The organism is Prescottella sp. R16 (genome assembly GCF_030656875.1).
Lineage (GTDB): Bacteria > Actinomycetota > Actinomycetes > Mycobacteriales > Mycobacteriaceae > Prescottella.
The window spans coordinates 1,160,037-1,181,555 of sequence record NZ_CP130943.1; the positions used below are offsets into that span (position 1 = coordinate 1,160,037).

At 70.2% G+C, this 21,519-nt stretch carries 17 protein-coding genes; 9 read left to right on the forward strand and 8 right to left on the reverse strand.

What is annotated here, in order from left to right:
* Window positions 1-6 precede the first annotated feature (6 nt).
* A complete protein-coding gene (gene rsmI / locus Q5696_RS05500) occupies window positions 7-846 on the forward strand; it encodes a 16S rRNA (cytidine(1402)-2'-O)-methyltransferase (RefSeq protein WP_305094198.1) in 840 nt (279 codons plus the stop codon).
* 66 nt (window positions 847-912) lie between these two features.
* Here rsmI and Q5696_RS05505 read toward each other — a convergent pair whose 3' ends face one another.
* Window positions 913-1,080 carry a hypothetical protein gene (locus Q5696_RS05505; RefSeq protein WP_305094199.1) on the reverse strand — a complete coding sequence of 56 codons (168 nt, stop codon included), beginning with the start codon at window positions 1,078-1,080 and terminating at the stop codon, window positions 913-915.
* A 234-nt stretch (window positions 1,081-1,314) separates the two neighbouring features.
* Here Q5696_RS05505 and Q5696_RS05510 point away from each other — a divergent pair, with 234 nt between their 5' ends.
* Entirely contained in the window at window positions 1,315-5,394 is a 4,080-nt protein-coding gene (locus tag Q5696_RS05510) for an nSTAND1 domain-containing NTPase (protein ID WP_305094200.1), read from the forward strand.
* Here the strand turns inward: Q5696_RS05510 and Q5696_RS05515 are convergent.
* The 3 genes from Q5696_RS05515 to metG are packed head-to-tail and all read right to left on the reverse strand — an operon-like array spanning window position 5,315 to window position 9,481.
* Window positions 5,315-6,622: an aminodeoxychorismate synthase component I gene (locus Q5696_RS05515; protein WP_305094201.1), complete on the reverse strand. Its 1,308-nt coding sequence runs from the start codon at window positions 6,620-6,622 to the stop codon at window positions 5,315-5,317. The two genes, Q5696_RS05510 and Q5696_RS05515, sit on opposite strands and share 80 nt — an antisense overlap.
* Window positions 6,623-6,651: 29 nt before the next feature.
* The gene (locus Q5696_RS05520) at window positions 6,652-7,860 is read right to left on the reverse strand and encodes a DUF2786 domain-containing protein (RefSeq protein WP_305094202.1); all 1,209 of its coding nucleotides are present in this window, start codon (window positions 7,858-7,860) and stop codon (window positions 6,652-6,654) included.
* Between the two features lie 46 nt (window positions 7,861-7,906).
* Window positions 7,907-9,481, reverse strand: a complete 1,575-nt coding sequence (gene metG / locus Q5696_RS05525; RefSeq protein ID WP_305094203.1) for a methionine--tRNA ligase — start codon at window positions 9,479-9,481, stop codon at window positions 7,907-7,909.
* 20 nt (window positions 9,482-9,501) lie between these two features.
* Here metG and Q5696_RS05530 point away from each other — a divergent pair, with 20 nt between their 5' ends.
* Window positions 9,502-10,341: a TatD family hydrolase gene (locus Q5696_RS05530; RefSeq protein ID WP_305094204.1), complete on the forward strand. Its 840-nt coding sequence runs from the start codon at window positions 9,502-9,504 to the stop codon at window positions 10,339-10,341.
* Here Q5696_RS05530 and Q5696_RS05535 read toward each other — a convergent pair.
* Window positions 10,330-11,340, reverse strand: a complete 1,011-nt coding sequence (locus tag Q5696_RS05535; protein WP_305094205.1) for a pirin family protein — start codon at window positions 11,338-11,340, stop codon at window positions 10,330-10,332. The two genes, Q5696_RS05530 and Q5696_RS05535, sit on opposite strands and share 12 nt — an antisense overlap.
* Before the next feature lie 122 nt (window positions 11,341-11,462).
* Here Q5696_RS05535 and Q5696_RS05540 point away from each other — a divergent pair, with 122 nt between their 5' ends.
* The 6 genes from Q5696_RS05540 (at window position 11,463) to Q5696_RS05565 (ending at window position 17,986) form a co-directional block, all read left to right on the forward strand.
* On the forward strand, window positions 11,463-12,590 hold the full coding sequence (locus tag Q5696_RS05540; RefSeq protein WP_305094206.1) for a resuscitation-promoting factor: 1,128 nt from the start codon (window positions 11,463-11,465) through the stop codon (window positions 12,588-12,590).
* Window positions 12,591-12,599: 9 nt separating this feature from the next.
* Window positions 12,600-13,727 carry a resuscitation-promoting factor gene (locus Q5696_RS05545; RefSeq protein WP_305094207.1) on the forward strand — a complete coding sequence of 376 codons (1,128 nt, stop codon included), beginning with the start codon at window positions 12,600-12,602 and terminating at the stop codon, window positions 13,725-13,727.
* Between the two features lie 9 nt (window positions 13,728-13,736).
* Window positions 13,737-14,633 carry a 16S rRNA (adenine(1518)-N(6)/adenine(1519)-N(6))-dimethyltransferase RsmA gene (rsmA, locus tag Q5696_RS05550; protein WP_305094208.1) on the forward strand — a complete coding sequence of 299 codons (897 nt, stop codon included), beginning with the start codon at window positions 13,737-13,739 and terminating at the stop codon, window positions 14,631-14,633.
* Between the two features lie 49 nt (window positions 14,634-14,682).
* Entirely contained in the window at window positions 14,683-15,285 is a 603-nt protein-coding gene (gene lppU, locus Q5696_RS05555; protein WP_305094209.1) for an LppU family putative lipoprotein, read from the forward strand.
* A 134-nt stretch (window positions 15,286-15,419) separates the two neighbouring features.
* Complete coding sequence (locus tag Q5696_RS05560) at window positions 15,420-16,217, forward strand: hypothetical protein (protein WP_305094210.1); 798 nt, start codon at window positions 15,420-15,422, stop codon at window positions 16,215-16,217.
* A 197-nt stretch (window positions 16,218-16,414) separates the two neighbouring features.
* Window positions 16,415-17,986 carry an ABC transporter substrate-binding protein gene (locus Q5696_RS05565; protein WP_305094211.1) on the forward strand — a complete coding sequence of 524 codons (1,572 nt, stop codon included), beginning with the start codon at window positions 16,415-16,417 and terminating at the stop codon, window positions 17,984-17,986.
* A 54-nt stretch (window positions 17,987-18,040) separates the two neighbouring features.
* On the opposite strand, the gene Q5696_RS05570 is transcribed toward Q5696_RS05565, so the two are convergent.
* From Q5696_RS05570 to Q5696_RS05580, 3 genes are read right to left on the reverse strand one after another with little or no spacing between them, the layout of a single operon-like run.
* Window positions 18,041-20,311, reverse strand: a complete 2,271-nt coding sequence (locus Q5696_RS05570; protein WP_305094212.1) for a heavy metal translocating P-type ATPase — start codon at window positions 20,309-20,311, stop codon at window positions 18,041-18,043.
* Entirely contained in the window at window positions 20,311-21,246 is a 936-nt protein-coding gene (locus tag Q5696_RS05575) for a DUF8832 domain-containing protein (protein ID WP_305094213.1), read from the reverse strand. Before Q5696_RS05575 ends, Q5696_RS05570 begins: the two co-directional genes overlap by 1 nt.
* Before the next feature lie 8 nt (window positions 21,247-21,254).
* Window positions 21,255-21,464, reverse strand: coding sequence for a heavy-metal-associated domain-containing protein (locus tag Q5696_RS05580; protein WP_305094214.1), 210 nt, complete (start codon window positions 21,462-21,464; stop codon window positions 21,255-21,257).
* Window positions 21,465-21,519: the final 55 nt, after the last annotated feature.

Consider the following 21,519-nt stretch of genomic DNA (forward strand, 5'->3'; position numbering starts at 1 on the left):
TCACCCATGACTGGTCGTCTCGTCCTCGCCGCAACTCCGATGGGTGACATCGGTGACGCCTCCGATCGCCTCCGCACCGCACTGGGATCGGCCGACGTCGTGGCCGCCGAGGACACCCGCCGCACCAAGGCGCTCGCCACCGCCCTCGAGGTGACGATCACCGGGCGGATCGTCAGCTTCTACGACCAGGTGGAGGTGACCCGGTTGCCGGCCCTCGTCGCGGACGTCGAGGCCGGCCACACCGTCCTGCTCGTCACCGATGCCGGTATGCCGTCGGTGAGCGACCCCGGCTACCGACTCGTCGCGGCATGCGTCGAGAAGGATCTTCCGGTCACGTGCCTGCCCGGACCGTCCGCGGTGACGACCGCGCTGGCCCTGTCGGGGCTGCCGGTCGAACGGTTCTGTTTCGACGGGTTCCCGCCGCGCAAGTCGGGACAGCGACGGACCTGGTTCGAGACGCTGCGCACCGAACAACGGGCATGCGTGTTCTTCGAGGCTCCGCACCGGCTGGCGGCGTGCCTGGCGGACGCGGTCGAGGTCCTCGGCGGGGAGCGGCGCGCCGCGGTGTGCCGGGAGCTGACGAAGACCTACGAGGAGGTGCGCCGCGGCACCCTCGCCGAGCTGGCCGCGTGGGCCGTCGACGGGGCCCGCGGTGAGATCACCGTCGTCCTCGAGGGGGCGCGGCCGGTGGCCGCCGACCCGGAGGATCTGGTGGGGGAAGTGGAGCGGCTCGTCGCCGACGGTGTCCGACTCAAGGACGCCTGCGCCCAGGTGGCTGCGGAGCAGTCTGCGGGTGTCTCGAAGCGGGAACTGTACGAGACCGTCCTGGCCGCCCGCCGCGACTGACGGCCGGGCCGGGGCCGCGACCGGATCGGGTGCGCAGCCCCCCGCCGACTCGTTCGGATCGAGACGTCAACGAGTGGTGTCGATCGAGATCGACACCGTTCCCGTTGCGGTCGGATCCGCGTCGGCGGGGGCCGCACCCAACAGCATCATCAGCCCCACCGTCGCGGCGATGACGAGCGCGGCGAGGGCTGCCGGCGGAGTCTTCGCCGTCAACTTCGTCGCCCGTTCGATCATCGTGCGCTCTTTCCTCCGCAGGCGTGTTCCGGTAGGGGCTACCCCTCGTACTACTCAGTCCCAGCCGGTGCCCGCCGCGGGCTCTGTGGGGCCGTTGTGCGTCGGTGTCGACTTTGCCCTGCTTCAGTGAATGCAGAAACCGGTGATTTCACTCGAGGCAGTATCATCCCAGTTCACAGGCCGTGAGGAATAATTCCGCAGCGGATATTCAGAGGCGGAAGAGGAGCGCGGAGGATGACGTCCGAGACGGACGACGGTGCGGACGAACCGTCACCGGGCGCGCAGGCCCGCCAGGATTTCGCCGATCACCTCCGGCTGCTGTTCGCCACCGCGGGCGGCCCCCCGCTCAAGAAGATCGCCTCCGAGGCGGCCGCTCTGACCCGGTCGATGGGCGGAGACAAGCCGGCGTCGGTGCAGCGGATCAGCGACTGGCGGTCGGGCAAGCGGATGCCGGCCGCGTTCGAGTCGGTGCGCCCGGTTCTGGCAGTGCTCATCAAGACGGCCCGAGCCCTGCACGTCGGTCCGCCCCCCGCGGACGGGCTGTTCTCGATGCAGCAGTGGGAGGCGCGGTGGCGCACTGCCACCTCGGCGCCCGCGGCCCGTGCGACGACGGCCACCGAGCCGGCGGCACCGGCACTGCCTGCCGGTGTCCGGCCCTACCGCGGACTGTCGCCGTACCGGGAGCGGGACGAGCGCCTGTTCTTCGGCCGGCGGACGAGCGTCGACCGGATCGTCGGTGCGGTCCTCGCCGCGCAGGGCCGCGGCCCGGTCGTCGTCACCGGCGCGTCGGGGGTCGGGAAGTCGTCGCTCGTGCAGGCCGGTCTGATCCCCGCGCTGCGGGGTCAGGAGAGCGAGGAGAGCGGCGAGGGAGATCGGGCAGGGTTCGCGCCGATCGTGTTCACCCCCGGCTCCCACCCGGTCGCCGCGTTGGTCACGGCCGTCCCCGAACTCGCGGACTGCGCCGCCACGGGGGACCACGAGCAGGTCGACGCCGCCCTGCGACGGGCCGCGCACCGGCTCGGCACCGACCGGCTGCTCGTCGTGGTCGACCAGATCGAGGAACTGTTCACCCAGTGCGCGTCGTCCGCGGAACGCACCCGGTTCCTGATCCTCCTCGAGTACACGGCCACCACCCGGCCCGGCCGGGAACCGGCCGACACCGCGTCCGTCGTCGCGACGATGCGCTCGGACTTCTACGCGCAGGCCCTGACCTACCCGGTCCTCGCCGACGCACTCGAACAGCGCAGCAAGACCGTGGCCCCACTGACCCGGGACGAGGTCGTCGAGGTCGTCACACAGCCCGCCCGGATGATCGGGCTGAAACTCGAGCCGGGCCTGGTCGATCTGATCCTCAACGATCTCGGTGTCCTCACCGCGTCGTCGACCACCCAGCCGGAGGGCAGTACGGTGCTGCCGCTCGTCTCGCACCTCCTCGACACGATGTGGGAGCGACGCCGCGGCGGGCAGCTGACCATCGCGAACTACCGGGCCACGGGCGGCGTCCTCGGGTCGGTCGCGACCGCGGCGGAACGCGCGTGGGAACAACTCGACGAGCGCGGCCGGATCGTGGCCCGGTCCATGTTCGTCCACCTGGTGTACGTCACCAACACCGGCACCGACGTCAAGATCCGCCGCACCCTCACCCAGCTGACGGCCGTCGAAGGAACGGACAGCGGTGCCGGCCGCCGCGTCGTCGACCACTTCGTCAACGCCCGCGTCCTCGTGGTCGACGGCGACGACGTCGAACTCATCCACGACGCCGTGATCGCGACGTGGCCGCGGCTCGCGACCTGGATCCAGGAGGACCGGTCGTCGTCGGCGCTCCGCCAGCAGATCGAGAACGACGCCGCACACTGGGAGGACGCCGACCGCAACCACAGCCTGCTCTACCATCGCGGCCGGCTCGACCTGCTCACCGAACACACGGTGTCCCGCGCGGGAACGGTCGGTTTCGACGCCGCGGGCATCCCCGCCCTGGCGGCGTCGCTGACACCGGCCGCCGGTGAGTTCCTCGAGGCGTCGGTGCGGCAGGTGCGGCGGCAGGCCCGGATGGAACGGACCGTGATGGCCGCGCTCGCCTTCTCGACGGTCGTCGCCGTGGTGATGGGCGTGATGGCGCTGGCCGCGAAGACCCGGGCCGAGGACTCGCGGGCCGCCGCCCAGTTCCAGCAGGTGGTGTCGCTGTCCGATGCGCTGCGGGAGAACGACCCCACCACGTCGGCGCAGTTGTCGCTCGCGGCATGGCAGATGCGGCCGGGCAGCGACGAGGCACTCTCCCGGCTCGCCGCCACCGAGAACACCCCGATCGCGCGGACCCTGCCCGGGCACACCGGCCCCGTGTACGGTGTCGCCCTCTCGGCCGACGGCCGGCTCCTCGCGACCGCGAGCGACGACCGCACCGTCAAACTGTGGAACTTCTCGGACAGCACGGCCCCCACCCAGCTGGGCTCCGACCTGGGCAGCGCCACGCAGTACATGGCGTCGGTGTCGTTCAGCCCGGACGGCCGGTTGCTCGCCGCCGGTAGCGGCGACGGGCTCCTCTGGATCTGGGACATCGGCGATCCGGCTGCCCCGGTACCGCTGCTCGACGGGGTGGAGGCCGCCCCCGGCGCCGTGCACAACGTGCGGTTCAGCCCCGACGGCCGGTTGCTGGCCGTCCCGCACGACGACGGCGGCGTCACCCTCTACGGCACGTCCGAGCCGGAGCACGGACAGTTCCCGTCCTGGGTGCTGCGCGGGCATGCGGGTGCGGTGCGGACGGTGGCTTTCGGTCGGGACGCCCGCGGCGACACGGTTCTGGCGACCGCCAGCGACGACCGGACGGTCCGGGTGTGGAACATCGCCGACCCGGCCCGTCCGGTGCAGATCGGTCCCGAACTGACCGGTTTCGGGGACGTCGTGCACTCGGTGGCGTTCGGCCCGGACGGCCGCAGCCTCGCGGCGAGCAGCGACGACGGCCTGATCCGGATGTTCGATTCGACGGATCTCGCGGACATCCGCCCGATCGATGCGCCCGTGCAGGCCCACACCGGTGGCATCTGGACGATCGCGTTCGCCCCCGACGGCGGCACGTTGGCGAGCGCATCGTGGGACGGCACCGTGAAGTTGTGGTCGGTGGATCCGGTGACGCGTGCGCTGCACGAGATGAGACCGTCCCTGGCCGGGAACGGCGGCGGGGTGCCGGCGCTCGCGCTGTCGTCGGACGGGTCGACGATCGTCACCGGCGGCCAGGACTCGCTGGTCCGGGTGTGGACACTCGCGCCGGGGACGGTCCCGGTGTCGGATTCGTCGATGACGATGCCCACGATGAGCGGTGACGGGTCGCGGCTCGTGACCGCCGGCTACGACAACGCGATCCGGGTGTGGTCGATCGATCCGCAGGGCGCGTTCACCCCGTTGTCCACGATCGACGTCGAGCGGCCCCTGGGTGGGGCGAACGTGGTGGCGTTGTCACCGGACGGGACGGTGCTGGCGACGACGCAGACGTCGGGCGGGCACGTGCAGTTGTGGGATCTGCTCGACCCCGCGCACCCGGTGCCGTTCGGTCCGCCGATCGTGACCGAGACCCGGTTCACGTGGGAGTTGGCGTTCAGCCCGGACGGCCGGACGCTCGCGATCGGGGACGACGACTTCACCGTCGCGCTGTGGAACATCGAGAACCCGCACGCACCGGTCCGGACCGGTCCGGCACTGGAGGGGCCGCACAATCTGGTGCGCAGCGCCCAGTTCGCGCCCGCCGGGGACGTGCTGGTGGTGGCCGGTGCGGACGGTGACATCCACGTGTGGAACGTCACCGATCCGTCGGCGCCGGTGCCCCGCTCGATCCGCGGGCAGGGGCATGCGGGCGGCGTGAACTCGATGTCGTTCAGCCCGGACGGCTCCCAGCTGGTCACCGCGAGCGACGATCACACGCTCATCCTGTGGGACCGGGACGGTGACGGCGGGTTCACGGAGCGCCCCGGGGCGTTGCAGGGGCACACGGGCACGGTCTACAGCGTCGCGTTCAGCGGTGACGGCACACATGTCGTGAGCGGCAGCGACGACGGCTCGGTCCGGTTGTGGAGCATCGCCGAGGGGCGGGAGGCCGTGGGCGGACCGTTGACGACGATCGGTCGGGGACGCTGGCAGGTGGCGTTCCTGCCCGGGTCGGACACGGTCGTCGCGGGCGGTGGTGACGGTGTGCTGCGGACGTGGCGTCTCGACGCGGACGCGGTGGTCGCCCGGATCTGTGCCGCTACGTCGGAACTGACACAGGATCAGCCGGCGCATTTCGAGATGCCGGAGTCGGGCCGGGACGCGTGCTCGACGCCGTGAGGGTGACGAGGCTGTGGGCCTTGTCGAGGCATTCCTGCCATTCGGCGTCCGGGTCGGAGTCGATCGTGATGCCGCCGCCGACGCCGAGTGCGACACCGCCGGCGGTGTCGAATTCGACGGTGCGGATCGCGACGTTCAGTTCGAGGCCCGCGACGGGGCTGTGCAGGCCGACGGTGCCGCAGAACAGTCCGCGGGGCTGCGGTTCCCACTGCGCGATCAGGTGCCGAGCCGAGTGTTTGGGGCATCCGGTGACGGACGCCGGGGGGAACGCGGCATCGAGGAGATCGGTGGTGGTGACGGTGTCGGGGAGGGTCGCGGCGACGGTGGACACCAGGTGCCACACCCCGGGCGCCGGGGCGACCCGGAGCAGGTCGGTGACCCGCACCGATCCGGGGGTGGCGACGCGGCCGAGGTCGTTGCGGACGAGGTCGACGATCATCACGTTCTCGGCGACGTCCTTGACGGAGGCCCGCAGCAGTGCCGGGTCGGCATCGAGAGGGAGGGTGCCCTTGATGGGGCTCGATGTGACGGTGTCGCCGCGGCGGGACAGGAACACCTCCGGTGACAGGGACGCCACCGCACCCCACGGGCCGGCCACGAACGCGGCCCGGGTGGGGTGGGTGCGGGCGGCGGCGTCGGCGAAGAAGTCGAGGGGGCTGCCGGTGACGGTGCCGCGGAAGCGGGTGCACACGCACGCCTGGTAGACGTCGCCGCGGGTGATCGCGGCCCGGCAGTCGTCGACACCGCGGCGGTGTGCGTCCCGGTCGGGGACCGTCCAGTCGATGCGCCACGGTTCGGGTGCGGTGTCCGGTCGCCGGACCGCGAGGGCGACGTCGTCGGGGCAGGGTTCGTCGCGGAGGCTCTCGAACCACCAGCAGCCCGACGTGTCGAGCCGCAGTACGTGGTCGGTCCAGCCGCCGGCCGCGGCGGGGAGGGCGTCGGCGCCGTCCGGGTAGGCGACGTACCCGATCCAGCCGCCGCCGATCAGCAGCCCCTCGGGCGCCGTTGTTTCACGTGGGACTGTTTCATGTGGGGTGGGCGGGATCGTGAACGCGGCGGTGGGGGAGCACGACGCCGCGGCCACGCTGGGGGCGAGGACGGCCGCGGCGCCGAACCACGTGCCGGTCAGTGCGGCCGGCGGCGGGAGGTGCCGGCCGCGGGCCCGGCGGGCGAGTGCCCGGAGCACCTCGGACGCACTGCCGCCCGGCCCGATCCGCTCGATTCGCATGCGGTCAGCTTTCCACTGTGGTGGGCCTCTCACCGCGGCAGGGCGCGCTCCCCGGGGGACAGTGACGCGGCGTCGGCGGCGGACTGCCCGGCATGCCAGCCGACGGCGTCGACGGTCCGGCCGCGGGCCGCCTTCGTGGTGGGGAACAGGCGGTCGAACTCGGCGTCGACGGCCGCGGACCGTGCGGCCAGGACCGGTAGCAGGTCGTCGATACGGACGTCGGCGTCGACGGCGACCTGGGCGGTGGCCCGGCTGTCGGTCTCCTTCAACCGCTGCCCGATGCGGACCGAGAACCCGAACAGGAACGCCTTCCGGAACTGGGTCGTGGTGCCGCCGGTCCCCGCGCCCGCGGTCCCGACGGTTCCGGCCGCGTGCATCGCCCGGGTCGCCTGCACCAGCAGCGACGTGAACAGCAGTTCGGTCTGGTCGAGGTCCAGTGCATCGCCGACGACCGTCGCGATCGCGAACCGGTCGAACCATACGGTGCGGACCCGGTTGGCCTCGCCGATCGCGGTGAGCAGGTGCACCTTCTCGCGGACGTACGGGTTGTCGAGATGGATCCGTCGGCTGTGCACGGTGGTGGCACGCGGCCGGTCGGCGTCCAGCAGTGCGGCGCTGATCGCGTACTGGGTCATGAGGTCCTGGGCCTTCGCGGTGAAGGTCTCGGCCTCCTCCACGAACTCGGTGGCCTCGGCCTTGGCGAGCAGTCCGCGGACACGGGCGAGCATCTTGGGATCCGGCGTCCCCGGATGCTCCGCCGGTTCGGACACCGGAACGGCCGACCACTCGGACGGCGGCGGGCACAGCCGGGTCAGGCGGGGGAAGTCGAGCCACAGCACCGTCAGGTCGAGCCAGTCCCGGGTATCGAGCTGCCGGTCGGCGGTGTCGAGGACGGCCGCGAAGTCGTCGGGTCCGGCGTCGGGTGGTACCGCGTCCGCGAGCCGGGCGGCGTCGGGTTCGGCGGCGGCGGTCCGCGCGAGCTGGGCCCGCCAGTCCGCCGGCGCCCGGTCGTCGGCGCGGCACGTGCGGGCCTGGAACAGCACGGCCGCGGCGGCGGTCGACGCGACGGACGCACCGAGCGTCCGCCGTGTCACGTGCATCACGTCCGCCGGCTGCCAGCCACGTTCGTAGGCGTCGGCGAGTGCGCTCACGAGTCCCGCCGCCGACCGCCAGCGCGGCGGCGGGCAGTCGCCGATCGCCCGATCCTGTGTTCGAAAGTATGTTCTAGTGCTCCCCATGGGCGACAGTGTGCCCGAGGGGGCCGACAACTTTCGGGAACGAAAGCTACGCGTCGGTCTCCTCGACGTAGCGCGGGAACACGCCGACCGGCTTGGGGAGCGCGGTACCTGCGACGATGCGTGTCCCGAGGTTTGCGAAGGCGCGGGCCTCGGGATCCTGACCGAGCAGATCGAGGATCTTGGCGGCCGAGTCCGGCATGACCGGCTGGACGAGGATGCCCACGATGCGGACCACCTCGAGCGTCACGTACAGGACCGTCGCCATGCGGGCCGGGTCGGTCTTGCGTAGCACCCACGGCTCCTGCGCCGAGAAGTACCGGTTGGTCTCGCCGAGCACGTGCCAGATCGCCTCGAGGCCGAGGTGCAGCGCCTGCACGTCGAACTCGGCCCGCACCTTCTCGAGCAGCGCGTCGGCCTGTGCGAGCAGCGCGCGGTCGGCGTCGGTGAGCTCGCCCGGCGTCGGAACCTGCGCGTCGCAGTTCTTCGCGACCATCGACAGCGACCGCTGGGCCAGGTTGCCCAGCTCGTTCGCGAGGTCGGTGTTCATCCGGGTGACGATCGCCTCGTGGCTGTAGCTGCCGTCCTGCCCGTACGAGATCTCGCGCAGCAGGAAGAAGCGGACCGCGTCCAGGCCGTACTGCTCCACCATCGCGAGCGGGTCGACGACGTTGCCGACCGACTTCGACATCTTCTCGCCCTTGTTGAACAGGAAGCCGTGCACGAACACCCGCTTCGGCAGCTCGATCCCCGCCGACATCAGGAACGCGGGCCAGTACACGGTGTGGAACCGGGTGATGTCCTTGCCGATGATGTGCAGGTTCGCGGGCCAGTACCGCTCGAACTCCGCGGAATCGGTGTTCGGGAACCCGGCGCCGGTGAGGTAGTTGGTGAGCGCGTCCACCCACACGTACATGACGTGCTCGGGGTCGTCGGGCACCGGAACGCCCCAGTCGAACGTGGTGCGCGAGATCGACAGGTCCTTCAGGCCGCTCTTGACGAAGCTGAGGATCTCGTTGCGGCGGGTGGCCGGCGCGATGAAGTCGGGGTTCTCCTCGTAGTGGGCGAGGAGACGGTCCTGGTACTTCGACAGCCGGAACGTGTAGTTCGACTCCTCGGTCCACTCGACGGGCGTGCCGGTCTCGGTGGCGATGCGGGTGCCGTCCTCGAGGACCGTCGTCTCCTCCTCGGCGTGGAACGCCTCGTCGCGCACCGAGTACCAGCCCGAGTAGGTGTCGAGGTAGATGTCGCCTGCCGCGGCCATCCGCTCCCAGATGGCCTTGCTCGACTCGAGATGATCGGCGTCCGTGGTGCGGATGAACCGGTCGTAGGAGATGTTCAGGGCCTTGTCCATAGCCTGGAACACGTCCGAGTTGCGGGTCGCGAGATCGCGGACGTCGATGCCTTCCTTGGCTGCCGTCTGCTGCATCTTCAGACCGTGCTCGTCGGTGCCGGTCATGAAGAACACGTCGTATCCGTCGAGCCGCTTGAAGCGTGCGATCGCGTCCGACGAGATGTACTCGTAGGCGTGCCCGATGTGCGGGGCGCCGTTGGGGTACGCGATGGCGGTCGTCAGATAGAACGGCGGCCGGGCGGGCGAGGCAGGCGAGGAGGACACAGTCATGGTGGCCATACTCTATCGGCGTGAGCAAAGATCGTCCCGCCCCGGACCTGCCCGAGCCGCTTTTTCCCCTCGTCGACGCGCACACGCATCTCGATGCGTGCGGTGCCACGGACGCCGCGAGCACACGGGTGATCGTCGACCGTGCGGCCTCGGTGGGCGTCGAGCGGATCGTGACGGTGGCCGACGACCTGGCTGCCGCGCGGTTCGCGGTGGACGCCGCGCACTGGGACGAGCGGGTCTTCGCGGCCGTCGCTATCCACCCGACCCGCGCGAATTCCCTCGACGACGCCACGAAAGCGGAGATCGAGCGGTTGGCGTCCGATCCGCGCACGGTCGCGGTGGGTGAGACGGGCCTGGACCTGTACTGGCCGGGCAAGCTCGACGGCTGCGCGACGCTCGAGGAACAGGTTGCTGCCTTCGAATGGCACATCGACCTCGCGAAGCGTCTCGGCAAGCCGCTGATGATCCACAACCGCGAGGCCGACACCGATCTGCTGCGGGTCCTCGATTCCGAGGGTGCCCCGGACACGGTGATCTTCCACTGCTTCTCGTCGGATGCGGCGATGGCGCGGGCATGCGTCGACGCCGGTTACGTGCTGAGCTTCTCGGGCACCGTCAGCTTCAAGAACGCGAAGGCGCTGCGCGAGGCGGCACCGCTGGTCCCGTCGGATCAGTTGCTGGTCGAGACCGACGCGCCCTATCTCACCCCGCACCCGTTCCGGGGGGCACCGAACGAGTCGTACTGCCTGCCGTACACGCTGCGGGCGTTGGCCGAACTGCGCGGTGAGGACCCCGCCGAGCTGGCGGAGGCCTCGACCGCGACCGCGGAGCGGGTGTACCGGCTGCCGTCAGTGGGCTGACGGCGGATTCTTCCGCGGCCGGATCCGGGCGTTCGGCAGCGGCGGCGCGGGTAGGCGCTGCACGTCACCGGTGTAGCCCTCGACGGCGCCGAACCGGTCCGATTCGGCCTGCCACTCCTCGCGGAACTCCTCGATCTCCTCGTGGCTGCGGCCGACGAAGTTCCACCACATGACGATGTCCTCGCCGAACGGCTCGCCGCCGAGCAGGACGACGCGAGCCGGTGCGTCGGTGTGGTTCGTCAGGGCCAGCACCGCCGCCCCGGTGCCGATGTAGCCGAGATCGGCGCGGGCGAGGTCCAGGCCGCCGCCGTTACCGGTGCCGACGCCGACCGCACCGGTGTCGACGAGGACCCCGTGCTCGAATGCCGGGTCCACGTCGAGGCGCACCTCTGCCCGCGGCTCCAGCACCAGTTCCGCTCCGAGCAGCGGGGTGAAGGTGTGGACGGGGGACGTGGATCCGGCCAGCGAGCCGAGGAACACTCGTGCAGACCCGCCCTCGAGCGACACGGCCGCCGGCACGTGGTGCTCGAAGTTGCGGGGTGCGTCGCGGGCCGAGTCGGGCAGGGCCACCCACAGTTGGAGGCCGTGCAGGACGGTCGTGTCCGGTGTGGAGACCTCGGAGTGGCAGATGCCGCGGCCGCCGGTCATGAGGTTGACCTCGCCGGGCCGGACCGTCGCGTGTACGCCCTTGCTGTCGCGGTGCTCGATCTCGCCGGTGAACAACCAGCTGACGGTCTGCAGCCCGGTGTGCGGATGGGGTGCGACGTCCATGCCGCCGGTGACGGTGACGTCGTCGGGTCCGTAGTGGTCGGCGAAGCACCAGGCGCCGATCAGGGATCGTTGCCGCTGGGGGAGGGTCCGGCGTACCGGCATGGCGCGGGGGCCGCCGAGGGGGACTTCGCGGGAGGTGATGATCTCGAGGATCGGTCCGTTCTCGGCGGTGGTCTCGGGGCCGGTGGTGCATTCGATCTCGACCGGTCGGGTCTCGGCGTTGCTCATGGTTCGACCTTAGGCATCTTCGCTCGGGAATCGCTCCTGATCGTTCCCCGTGAAGTTGCCGGATCACAGCCTTGTCGTTACCGTACTGTGATCGAACCTTGTCGTCTGCCCCGGGATTCCTCGTGTCGCCTTTCGCTCGGATCAACACCGCGCGCTCGCCGCTGCTGTACGCCGTGCTCGTCGCGTTCTTCGTGACGATGTTGGTCGGCGGCGGGCTGGTCGTGGCGCAGCACAAGACGATCGCGCTCGACGTCGACGGGGAGACGGTCTCGCTGACCACGCTGCGCTCGGACGTCGGTTCGGTGCTCGAGGCCGCCGGGTATCCGGTCGGCGAGCACGACGTCGTCGCGCCGGGTGCCGACGCGAAACTCACCGACGGCGACACGGTGGTCCTGCGCCGCGCCCGGGAGATCGTGCTGACGGTGGACGGGCAGCAGCGCACGGTGTGGTCGACGGCGTTGACCGTCGACGATGCGATGCGGCAGTTGGAGCTGGCGGGCGACGCGTACGTGTCGGCGTCGCGGGGGCAGCGTATTCCGTTGGACGGCATCGAATTCGACGTCGTCAGCCCACGGACGGTCACGGTCGCCGACAACGGTGGCGCGCCGACTCAGGTTCGGGTCGCGGCGCCGACGGTCGGTGATTTCCTCGCGGCCACGAATGCGGCTCTGGTGCAGGCGGACTCGGTCGTGCCGGCGCCGGAGACGCCGTTGACGGACGGTCTGGAGATCGTGGTGACCCGCAGTCGCACCGAGTCGCGGACCGAGACGCAGCCGATCGCGCCGCCCGAGCACCGGGTCGACGATCCGGGGCTCGAGCAGGACACCACCACCGTCGAACGCCCCGGCGTCCCGGGCGAGCGCACGGTGACGGTGTCGGTGACGACGGTCAACGGCGTGGAGACTGCGCGGCAAGAACTTTCGTCGTCGGTGTTGCGGGAGGCCGAGCCGGCCGTGGTGCGGGTCGGCACCAAGCCGAAGCCGTCGGTCCCGGCCGTGGCGAACGGTTCGGTGTGGGATTCGATCGCGCAGTGCGAGGCGACCGGCAACTGGGCGATCAACACGGGCAACGGTTACTACGGCGGGCTGCAGTTCGATCAGGGTACGTGGGCGGCGCACGGCGGCACGCAGTATGCGGCGCGGGCGGATCTCGCGTCGCGGGAGCAGCAGATCGCGGTCGCACAGAAGGTGCAGGCGGCGCAGGGCTGGGGTGCGTGGCCGGGCTGCACGAGCAAATTGGGTCTCCGGTAAAGGAATCGCATGTCACCGTTGTCGAAGATCAACTCGAGTCGTTCCCCGATGCTGTATTCGGTGGTTGCCGCGACGCTGACGACGCTGGCCGTCGGTGGTGGTGTCGCGGTCTCCCAGCACAAGACGGTGACCGTCGACGTGGACGGTGAGCTGGTCACGGTGGGCACGATGTCGTCGAGCGTGGCCGGGGCGTTGTCGGCGGCCGGGTATGCGGCCGGTGAGCACGACGTGGTCGCCCCGGCGGGGGACACGGCCCTGTCGGACGGGGACACGGTGGTCTTCCGTCGTGGCCGGGAGGTCGCGCTGACGGTGGACGGGCAGCAGCGGACGGTGTGGACGACGGCGTTGACCGTCGACGACGCGGTGCGGCAACTGGATCTGGCGGGTGACGTGCACGTGTCGGCCTCCCGGTCGCAGCGGTTGCCGCTCGACGGGGCCGATCTCGAGGTGCTCAGCCCGCGGGAGGTGTCGCTGACGGACGGTGCCGCGGCACCGGCGCAGGTGCGGTTGGCGGCGCCGACGGTCGGGGAGTTCCTGGCCGCGCACGGTGCCCCGCTCGAGCAGGCGGACACGGTCGTGCCGGCACCGGAGACGCCACTGACGGACGGTCTGGACATCGTGGTGACCCGTAGTCGCACCGAGTCCCGGGTCGTGACGGAGCAGGTGGCGCCGCCGGAGGAACGGATCGAGGATCCGACGCTGAACATGAGCCGGTCGACGGTGGAGAATCCGGGCGCACCGGGGACCGCGGACGTCACGTACGAGGTGACGGTCGTCAACGGTGTCGAGACGGGGCGGACGCCGGTGGCGACGTCGGTCACGACGCCGGCGCAGCCGAAGGTGGTGCGGGTCGGCGCCAAGCCGGGCACCGAGGTGCCGCCCGTGCGCAACGGTGCGACGTGGGATGCGTTGGCGCAGTGCGAGGCGACGGGCAACTGGGCGATCAACACGGGCAACGGTTACTACGGCGGCGTGCAGTTCGACCAGAACACGTGGGAGCGGCAGGGCGGCCTCAAGTACGCGCCGCGCGCGGACCTCGCGACACGCGAGGAGCAGATCGCGATCGCGTCCCGTACCCAGGAGACGCAGGGCTGGGGTGCGTGGCCGTCGTGCACCGGCAAGCTGGGTCTGCGTTAGGTTCTTCGGGTGTCAGACGTCGTCCCGCCCCTGTCCCAGCCGCGAGGTGAGGCCACGCTCCTCGGTCCCGCCGAGGTGCGTGCGCTCGCCGAAGAGTTCGAGGTGCGTCCCACCAAGCAGCTCGGCCAGAATTTCGTGCACGACGGCAACACCGTCCGCAAGATCGTCGCGAGTTCCGGTGTCACCCGCGACGACGTGGTCCTGGAGGTGGGGCCGGGTCTGGGGTCGCTGACGTTGGCGTTGCTCGACGTCGTCGAGAAGGTCGTCGCCGTCGAGATCGATCCGAAGCTGGCGGCCCGGCTGCCCGCGACGGTCGCGGAGCGGGCCCCGGGTCTGTCCGGCCGGTTGGACGTCGTCCTCGAGGACGCGATGCGGGTGTTGCCCGCACAGGTGCCCGGTACCCCGACGGCGTTGGTGGCGAATCTGCCGTACAACGTGGCGGTGCCGGTGCTGCTGCACCTGTTCGCGGAGTTCCCGTCGCTGCGGACGGCGCTGGTGATGGTGCAGGCGGAGGTTGCGGATCGGCTTGCCGCGCGTCCCGGTAACAAGATCTACGGGGTGCCGAGCGTGAAGGCGAACTTCTTCGGTGAGGTGCGCCGTGCCGGTGCGGTGGGACGGCACGTGTTCTGGCCGGAACCGAAGATCGAATCGGGGCTGGTCCGTATCGACCGGTATGTCGAGGCGCCGTGGCCGATCGACGCCGAGCATCGGCGTCGGGTGTTCGCGGTCGTCGACGCCGCGTTCGCGCAGCGTCGCAAGACGCTCCGGGCCGCGCTCGCGGGCTGGGCGGGGTCGCCGGTGGAGGCGGAGCGCCGGCTCGTGGCGGCGGGGATCGATCCGTCGATGCGGGGGGAGAAGCTGGACGCGGCTGCGTTCGTGCGGTTGGCGGAGGCCGGGACCGAGTAACGCACTACCCGATTCGTCCCGAACGGGGACTTTCCCGCACAATATCGGGGTGAACACGAAAGCATGGAAACTTGTCGGTATCGGTGCTGTGGCGGCAGTGACCATGCTGGTCACCGGCTGCGGCGGGGCGACCGAGGGTGTCGCGACGGCCGCGGACACGGCTGCGACGTCCACGTCGTCGGCGGCGGTGGCGACCACGTCGGGTCACGAGGGCAGCGATTCCGGCGGCCGGGTGGACATCGACGTGGAGATCGGTGACTGCGTGCAGCTCGGTGGCACGTCGGATGCGGCGACGATCGCCGAAGCTGCTTGTGGCAGTGACGAATCCAACTACAGGGTGATCGCGAAGGCCGAGAAGAACGCGCAGTGCCCGTCGGACGTCGATCAGGTGTACTACGAGACCAAGTGGGGCAACGAGCGTGGCGCGTTGTGCCTCGACCTGGACTGGGTCATGGGCGGCTGCATGACCCTGCCCGACGACAAGGAGGTCGAGCCGACGCGTGTCGAGTGCGACGATCCGGTCGCGTCGGGGATCGAGCGGGCAGTCGAGACGATCGAGGGAGTCGCCGACATCGAACAGTGCAGTGAGGGCGGCTTCCTCTACGACGAGCGGATGTTCACGGTGTGCACGGAGACGGTGCGCCCGGCCTGACACGGGTCTCCTCCTTTCGGTCCGGAGTTCTCCTCCGTTCGTCCGAACAACACCTTTCGAGGCATCGCGCTGTGGGTGTTCTGTCCTAACTTGGCAGACGCACAACACAGCCGATGCACTCGAAAGGTGTTTTCATGTCGATGAATTCGATCCGCCGCGTCACCACTGTGGTCGCGATCGCCGGTGCGGCCGCGCTCGTCGCCCCCGCGTTCGGCCATGCCGCGGACGCCGGTTCGCTCGGTTCGCTGGGCTCGCTGGGTTCTCTCGGCAGTGCGGAGGCGCCGGTCGCCGGTTTCACATGTGATGCGCTGTCCACGGAGGCGACGCCGGCCGGGTGGGGCGTCCCGTTCGAGGACGAGCAGGATCAGAAGGCGTCGTACTCGGCGGAGAACGTGCTCGACGAGAACGGTTCGCTCGCACTGTCGGTCGAGGAGAAGACGGACCGTCAGGCGTGGTACCACTCGGCGGGCAGCGTCGAGCTGGCGGACGTGATCGGCAAGGACATCGGTTTCGCGGAGAAGGCTGAGTCGTCGAAGGCCGCGTTCCAGCTCCGGCTGCTCGGCACGACGGGCGGCAAGTTCGAGAACGGTTTCACGACGCTCGTGTGGACGGCGGGTGCGGATGCACCGGACACGAAGGACGGGGCGGTCCACGAGAAGCTGCAGGACGGTCTGTGGTGGAGCACCCAGGACATCGACGGGGCGAAGAACCGCAAGCCGGTGACGCTCGAGGAGATCGCGGAGGCCAACCCGGGTGCGACCGTCGAGCACTACGGCGTGAGCATCGGCAGCGGGTCGGAGAACGCGTCGACGCTGGTGGATGCGGTCCGGTTCAACGGGTGCACCACCGACTTCGCGAAGAAGGACGCCGAGCCGGAGCCGGCCGGGTCGCTCGGTTCGTCGGGTGCGCTGTTCGGCAGCCTCGGATCCTGATCCGAGGGTGACGGGCGGTCCGGTCGAACCTGCGCAGGGGTGGGTTCGACCGGACCGTTTCGTTTTCCCGGTCAATGAGACCGGACGTTCCTCCCGAACCGGTGCCGTCCTAACCTTCGCGCAATCTGTGTGACAGGTCACAGTTGCGGAGTTCGGGAGGACGTGTGCGCGGTAGATCGGTATTCGGCAGGGGGCTCGTGGCGGCAGTGCTGGCGAGCACCCTGGTGCTCGCGGGCTGTGCGAGTTCCGACGGTGACGGGGGGAGCAGCGGCGGCGACACCCGCACCCCGCCCGCGGTGGGGCTGGTCGGTGACCAGGACGGCACGCCCGGGCCGGTACCGCAGCTGACGTTCAGCGTCCAGGTGCTCGCCGCGACCCTCGATCCGGCGAGGACCGCGGCCCGCGGCGGCAGCGGTGGTGACGAACTGGCCGCCGTCTACGACGTCCTGCTGCGTTACGACGAGTCGACCGGCGACTACGTGCCGAAGCTGGCGCAGTCCCTCACGTCCGACGCCGACGGTGCGGTGTGGACGCTGAAGCTGCGTCCCGGTGTCACGTTCAGCGACGGCACTCCGCTCGATGCGGCGGCCGTGGTGGCGAGCATCGACCGCTACAACCGGAACAAGGGCAACGGTTCCGGGGTGTGGGTGGAGGCGGTCGAATCCTCGACGGCCGTCGATCCGGGGACCGTCGAGTTCCGGCTGCGCGAGAAGTGGCCGACGTTCCCGTCGATGCTGGCTCTCGGTCACGGCATGATCGTCGCGCCGAGTGCCGGTGACGGTGACACGTTCCGGCCGATCGGTGCCGGCCCGTTCGTCCTGGACCGGTATGCGCCCAACGAGGAGCGGGTGCTCACGGCGCGCACCGACTACTGGGGCGGGGAGCCGAACGCGGACCGGATCCGGTTCGTGTCGCTGAGCGGTTCGCGGGAGAACCTCGAATCGTTGCAGACGAACGGCATCGACATCGGTGTCTTGCGGGGCAATCCGCAGGCGATCTACGACGCGCTCGACGCCGACTACCCGGGGTCGTTCAGCATCCTCAACAGTGGTGGCGCCGAACTGGTGAACAACCGTGAGGGCCGACCCGGCGCGGATGTCCGGGTGCGCAGGGCGATCGCGCTGGCGATCGATCCGGAACTGGTGGGGCAGCGCGGTGACGACGGACTGGGGCTGCCGGGCAAGGCGATGTTCAGCGAGCTGTCCCGCTGGGCCACCGACGTCGAGGGTGTGCCGTACGACCCGGATGCGGCCCGCAAGCTGCTCGACGAGGCGAAGGCCGACGGCTACGACGGCGTCCTGAACTACATCGTGTTGCAGGAGCCGACGGAGTCGGCGATCGGTCTGGCGGTGCAGTCGCTGCTGCAGGCGGTCGGGTTCACGGTGAACATCGTCAACGCCAACAATCCGGGCGACATCGTCAAGCAGGTGTACGTCCAGCACGACTACGACATCGCGCACGCCGGTATCGGTCTGTACGAGGCGATTCCGTATCTGGGCTTGCAGACGGTGCTGGCGGACACGTCCCCGTCGAACTTCGCGGGTTACTCGAATCCGCAGATGAACGAGCTGCTGGACAAGTTGCAGGCCGCCGACGGTGACGACGAGATCCGGAGTGTGATCTCCGAGATCCAGACTCTGTGGAACGAGACGATGCCGAGCGTACCGGTGAGCTCCGTGATGATCTATGTGGCGTGGCAGCCGAACGTGCGCGGAGTGGTGCCGACCGCGACGGGAATCATGCTGTTGGACAAGGCCGGTCGTATCTGATCGACGAAAAGGGCGACGGCCCGGCAGCCGGAGCTGCCGGGCCGTCGCCGTGTCTCACGCGGCGGGCTTGAACCGCCGCAGCCGCAGGCTGTTGCTGACGACGAACACGCTGGAGAACGCCATCGCGGCACCGGCGAGCATCGGGTTCAGCAGGCCGGCCGCGGCGAGCGGGATCGCGGCCGCGTTGTAGGCGAACGCCCAGAACAGGTTGCCCTTGATGGTGCGAAGGGTCTTGCGGGACAACTCGATCGCGTCGGCGGCCGAGCGGAGATCGCCGCGGACCAGGGTGATGTCGGCGGCCTCGATCGCGACGTCGGTGCCGGTGCCCATCGCCAGACCCAGGTCGGCCTGGGCGAGGGCGGCCGCGTCGTTGACACCGTCGCCGACCATCGCGACGACCTTGCCGTCCGCCTGCAGGTTCTTGACGGCGTCGACCTTGTCACCGGGCAGGACCTCGGCGATGACGGTGTCGATGCCGACCTGGTCGGCAACGGTGCGGGCGACGGTCGCGTTGTCGCCGGTGAGCAGGACCGGGTTCAGTCCCAGCTGCTTGAACCGGCGGACGGCGTCGGCGCTGGTGTCCTTGATCGCGTCGGCGACCACGAACACGGCGCGGGCCTGTCCGTCCCAGCCGGCGGCGATCGCGGTGCGGCCCAGCTTCTCGGCGTCGCGCTTGGCGACAGCGAGGTTCTCGGGCAGGTGCTGCGACCAGTCGGCGAGCAGACTTTCGCGTCCGGCGACCACGGCGTGGCCGTCGACGATGCCCTGCACGCCCTTGCCCTCGACGTTGACGAAATCCTCGACGGAGGGCAGCGTTCCGACGCCGTCGGCGGCCCCTGCCGCGACTGCCTGCGCGATCGGATGTTCCGACGCGTGTTCGAGGGCGCCGACCAGGCGCAGGGCCTCGTCGCGGTTGACACCGTCGGCGGTGACGACGTCGATCAGGGTCATCCGGCCGGTGGTGACGGTGCCGGTCTTGTCGAGGACGATGGTGTCGACGCCGCGGGTGGTCTCGAGGACTTCGGGGCCCTTGATGAGGACACCCAGCTGGGCGCCGCGGCCGGTGCCGACGAGCAGGGCGGTGGGTGTGGCGAGGCCGAGGGCACACGGGCACGCGATGATGAGGACGGCGACGGCGGCGGTGAACGCCACCTGCAGGGGGCTGCCGGTGCCGATCCAGTAGCCCAGGGCGGCGACGGAGATCGCGATCGCGATGGGCACGAACACGCCGGCGATCTTGTCGGCGAGGCGCTGCACCTCGGCCTTGCCGTTCTGCGCGTCCTCGACGAGTGCCGCCATCTGGGCGAGCTGGGTGTCGGAGCCGACGCGGCGGGCCCGCACGACGAGGCGTCCGCCGGCGTTGACGGTGGCGCCGACGACGTCGTCGCCCACACCCACCTCGACGGGCACGGATTCGCCGGTGAGCATGCTCATGTCGATCGCGGAGCTGCCTTCGACGACGACGCCGTCGGTGGCAACCTTCTCGCCGGGGCGGACCACGAACAGGTCGTCGACCCGAAGCTGGTCGGCGGGGATGCGGGTTTCGACCCCGTCGCGCAGGACGGAGACCTCCTTGGCGCCGAGTTCGAGCAGGGCGCGCAGGGCGGCTCCGGCGGTCCGCTTCGACTTGGCCTCGAAGTAGCGTCCGGCCAGGACGAACGTGATGACACCGGCAGCGACCTCGAGGTAGATGTTCGCGGCGCCGTCACCGCGGCTGACGGTCAGCTCGAAGGCGTGCTTCATGCCGGCCTCGCCGGCAGTGCCGAAGAACAGTGCGTACAGCGACCAGAGGAAGGCCGCGGACGTGCCGATCGAGATGAGCGTGTCCATCGTGGCGGCGCCGTGCCGCAGGTTGGTCCAGGCGGCGCGATGGAACGGCAGGCCGGCCCACACGATCACCGGGGCGGCGAGGGTGAGGGACAGCCACTGCCAGTTGTCGAACTGCAGGGCCGGGATCATCGCCATCGCGATCACCGGGATGGACAGGACGGTCGAGACGATCAGGCGGGTTCGCAGTGCGGCGAGCCCGCGATCGCCTGCGGAGTGACTCTGATCGTCGCCCGTGCTCTGCCCGTCGGCCGCGGGGGGAGTGGGCAGGGTCGCGGTGTAGCCGGCGTTCTCCACTGCCGTGACGAGGTCGTCGGTGCTGACGTCCTCGGGGAAGGCGATCTTCGCCTTTTCGGTGGCGTAGTTGACCGTGGCTGTGACGCCCTCGATCTTGTTGAGCTTCTTCTCTACTCGCGCGGCGCACGAGGCGCACGTCATACCGCCGATCGCGAGTTCGATGGTGTCACTGCGGCCGGTGGTGAGATCGGCGGTAGTCATCAGTGTCCTCCTTCGTGACCGTCGTGTGAGGGTGTGGACGTGGGTTCGGTGCCGGGTGTGGTGGCCGCGGGGCCCACCGGAACGGTGAACTCGGCGGTGCGGACCGTGCCCTCGTGCCGGAAATCGAGGAACAGCCGGTAGGTGCCGCTGCTCGGGGCCTGTGCGTGGAACGTGATGTCGGGTCCCGGGGCGGTGACGCCGTCACCGGGTTCGCCCCCGGGGTGCACGTGCAGGTAGGCGAGGTCGCCGGTCCGCAGGGCCACGAGGTGGCCGTACGCGCCCAGATAGGGGTCGAGATCGGTGACGGGTGTGCCGTCGCGATCGACCGAGAGCGTCAGCGGTCCGCCTGCGGTGGTGAGGTCGCCGTCGAGTGTGACGGTGTAGCCGTCGACCGTCGCCGTGCGCGAGGGGGCCGGCAGTGCCGCCGGCTGCAGATCGCCGCCGACGTCGACGTTCCGGCCCAGGGTGAGCTGGCCGGGAGCTCCGGTCGCCTGGAAGTCGGCGAACACGCGATAGGTGCCCCCTGTCGGCCAGGTCCAGTCGATCGACCATGTGCCGTCGGGGCCCAGGGCGGGGTGGACGTGCCGGAACTGGCTGGTGTCGGAGCGGACGACGATGAGATGCAACTGCTTCTCGTGGAGGTCGTCGTACTCGCGCACCGGGGCTCCGTCCGCGTCCAGGATGCGGAAGCTCAGGGTGCCGGTCGTGCCGGCGTGGGCGGGTGAGGTGACCTCGCCGAGGGTGTAACCGTCCTGCGAGACCTGCAGCCCGGCGGGGACGCCCGAGGCGGACTCGGGGTCTGCGGCCGCGTGGCTGTCGGTGTGTGTGCTCGTCATGTCGATCGGACTTCCCGTGACGGCACCCACGCCGAGGGCTGCGGCGAAGACGACCGCGAGCCCTCCGGCGTAGGCGATGAGCGTGGTGGATGTACGCATCGGATTTCTCAGTTCGGTTGAGCCGAGTATCCCGCTTCCTCGACGGCCGCGGTGATCACGGACGAGGGGATCGGGGCGTCGGAGGTGACGGTGAGGCGGCCGGATGCCAGATCGACGGCGACGCCGGTGACTCCGGTGACGGCCCCGACTTCCTCTTTCACCGATCCGACGCAGTGGCCGCAGGTCATTCCGGTGACGGTGTATTCGGCGGTGCTCATGATCTTCTCCTCCATCTTGTACATCTACCGGGTTGGGGTACCCGGCCGGACATGA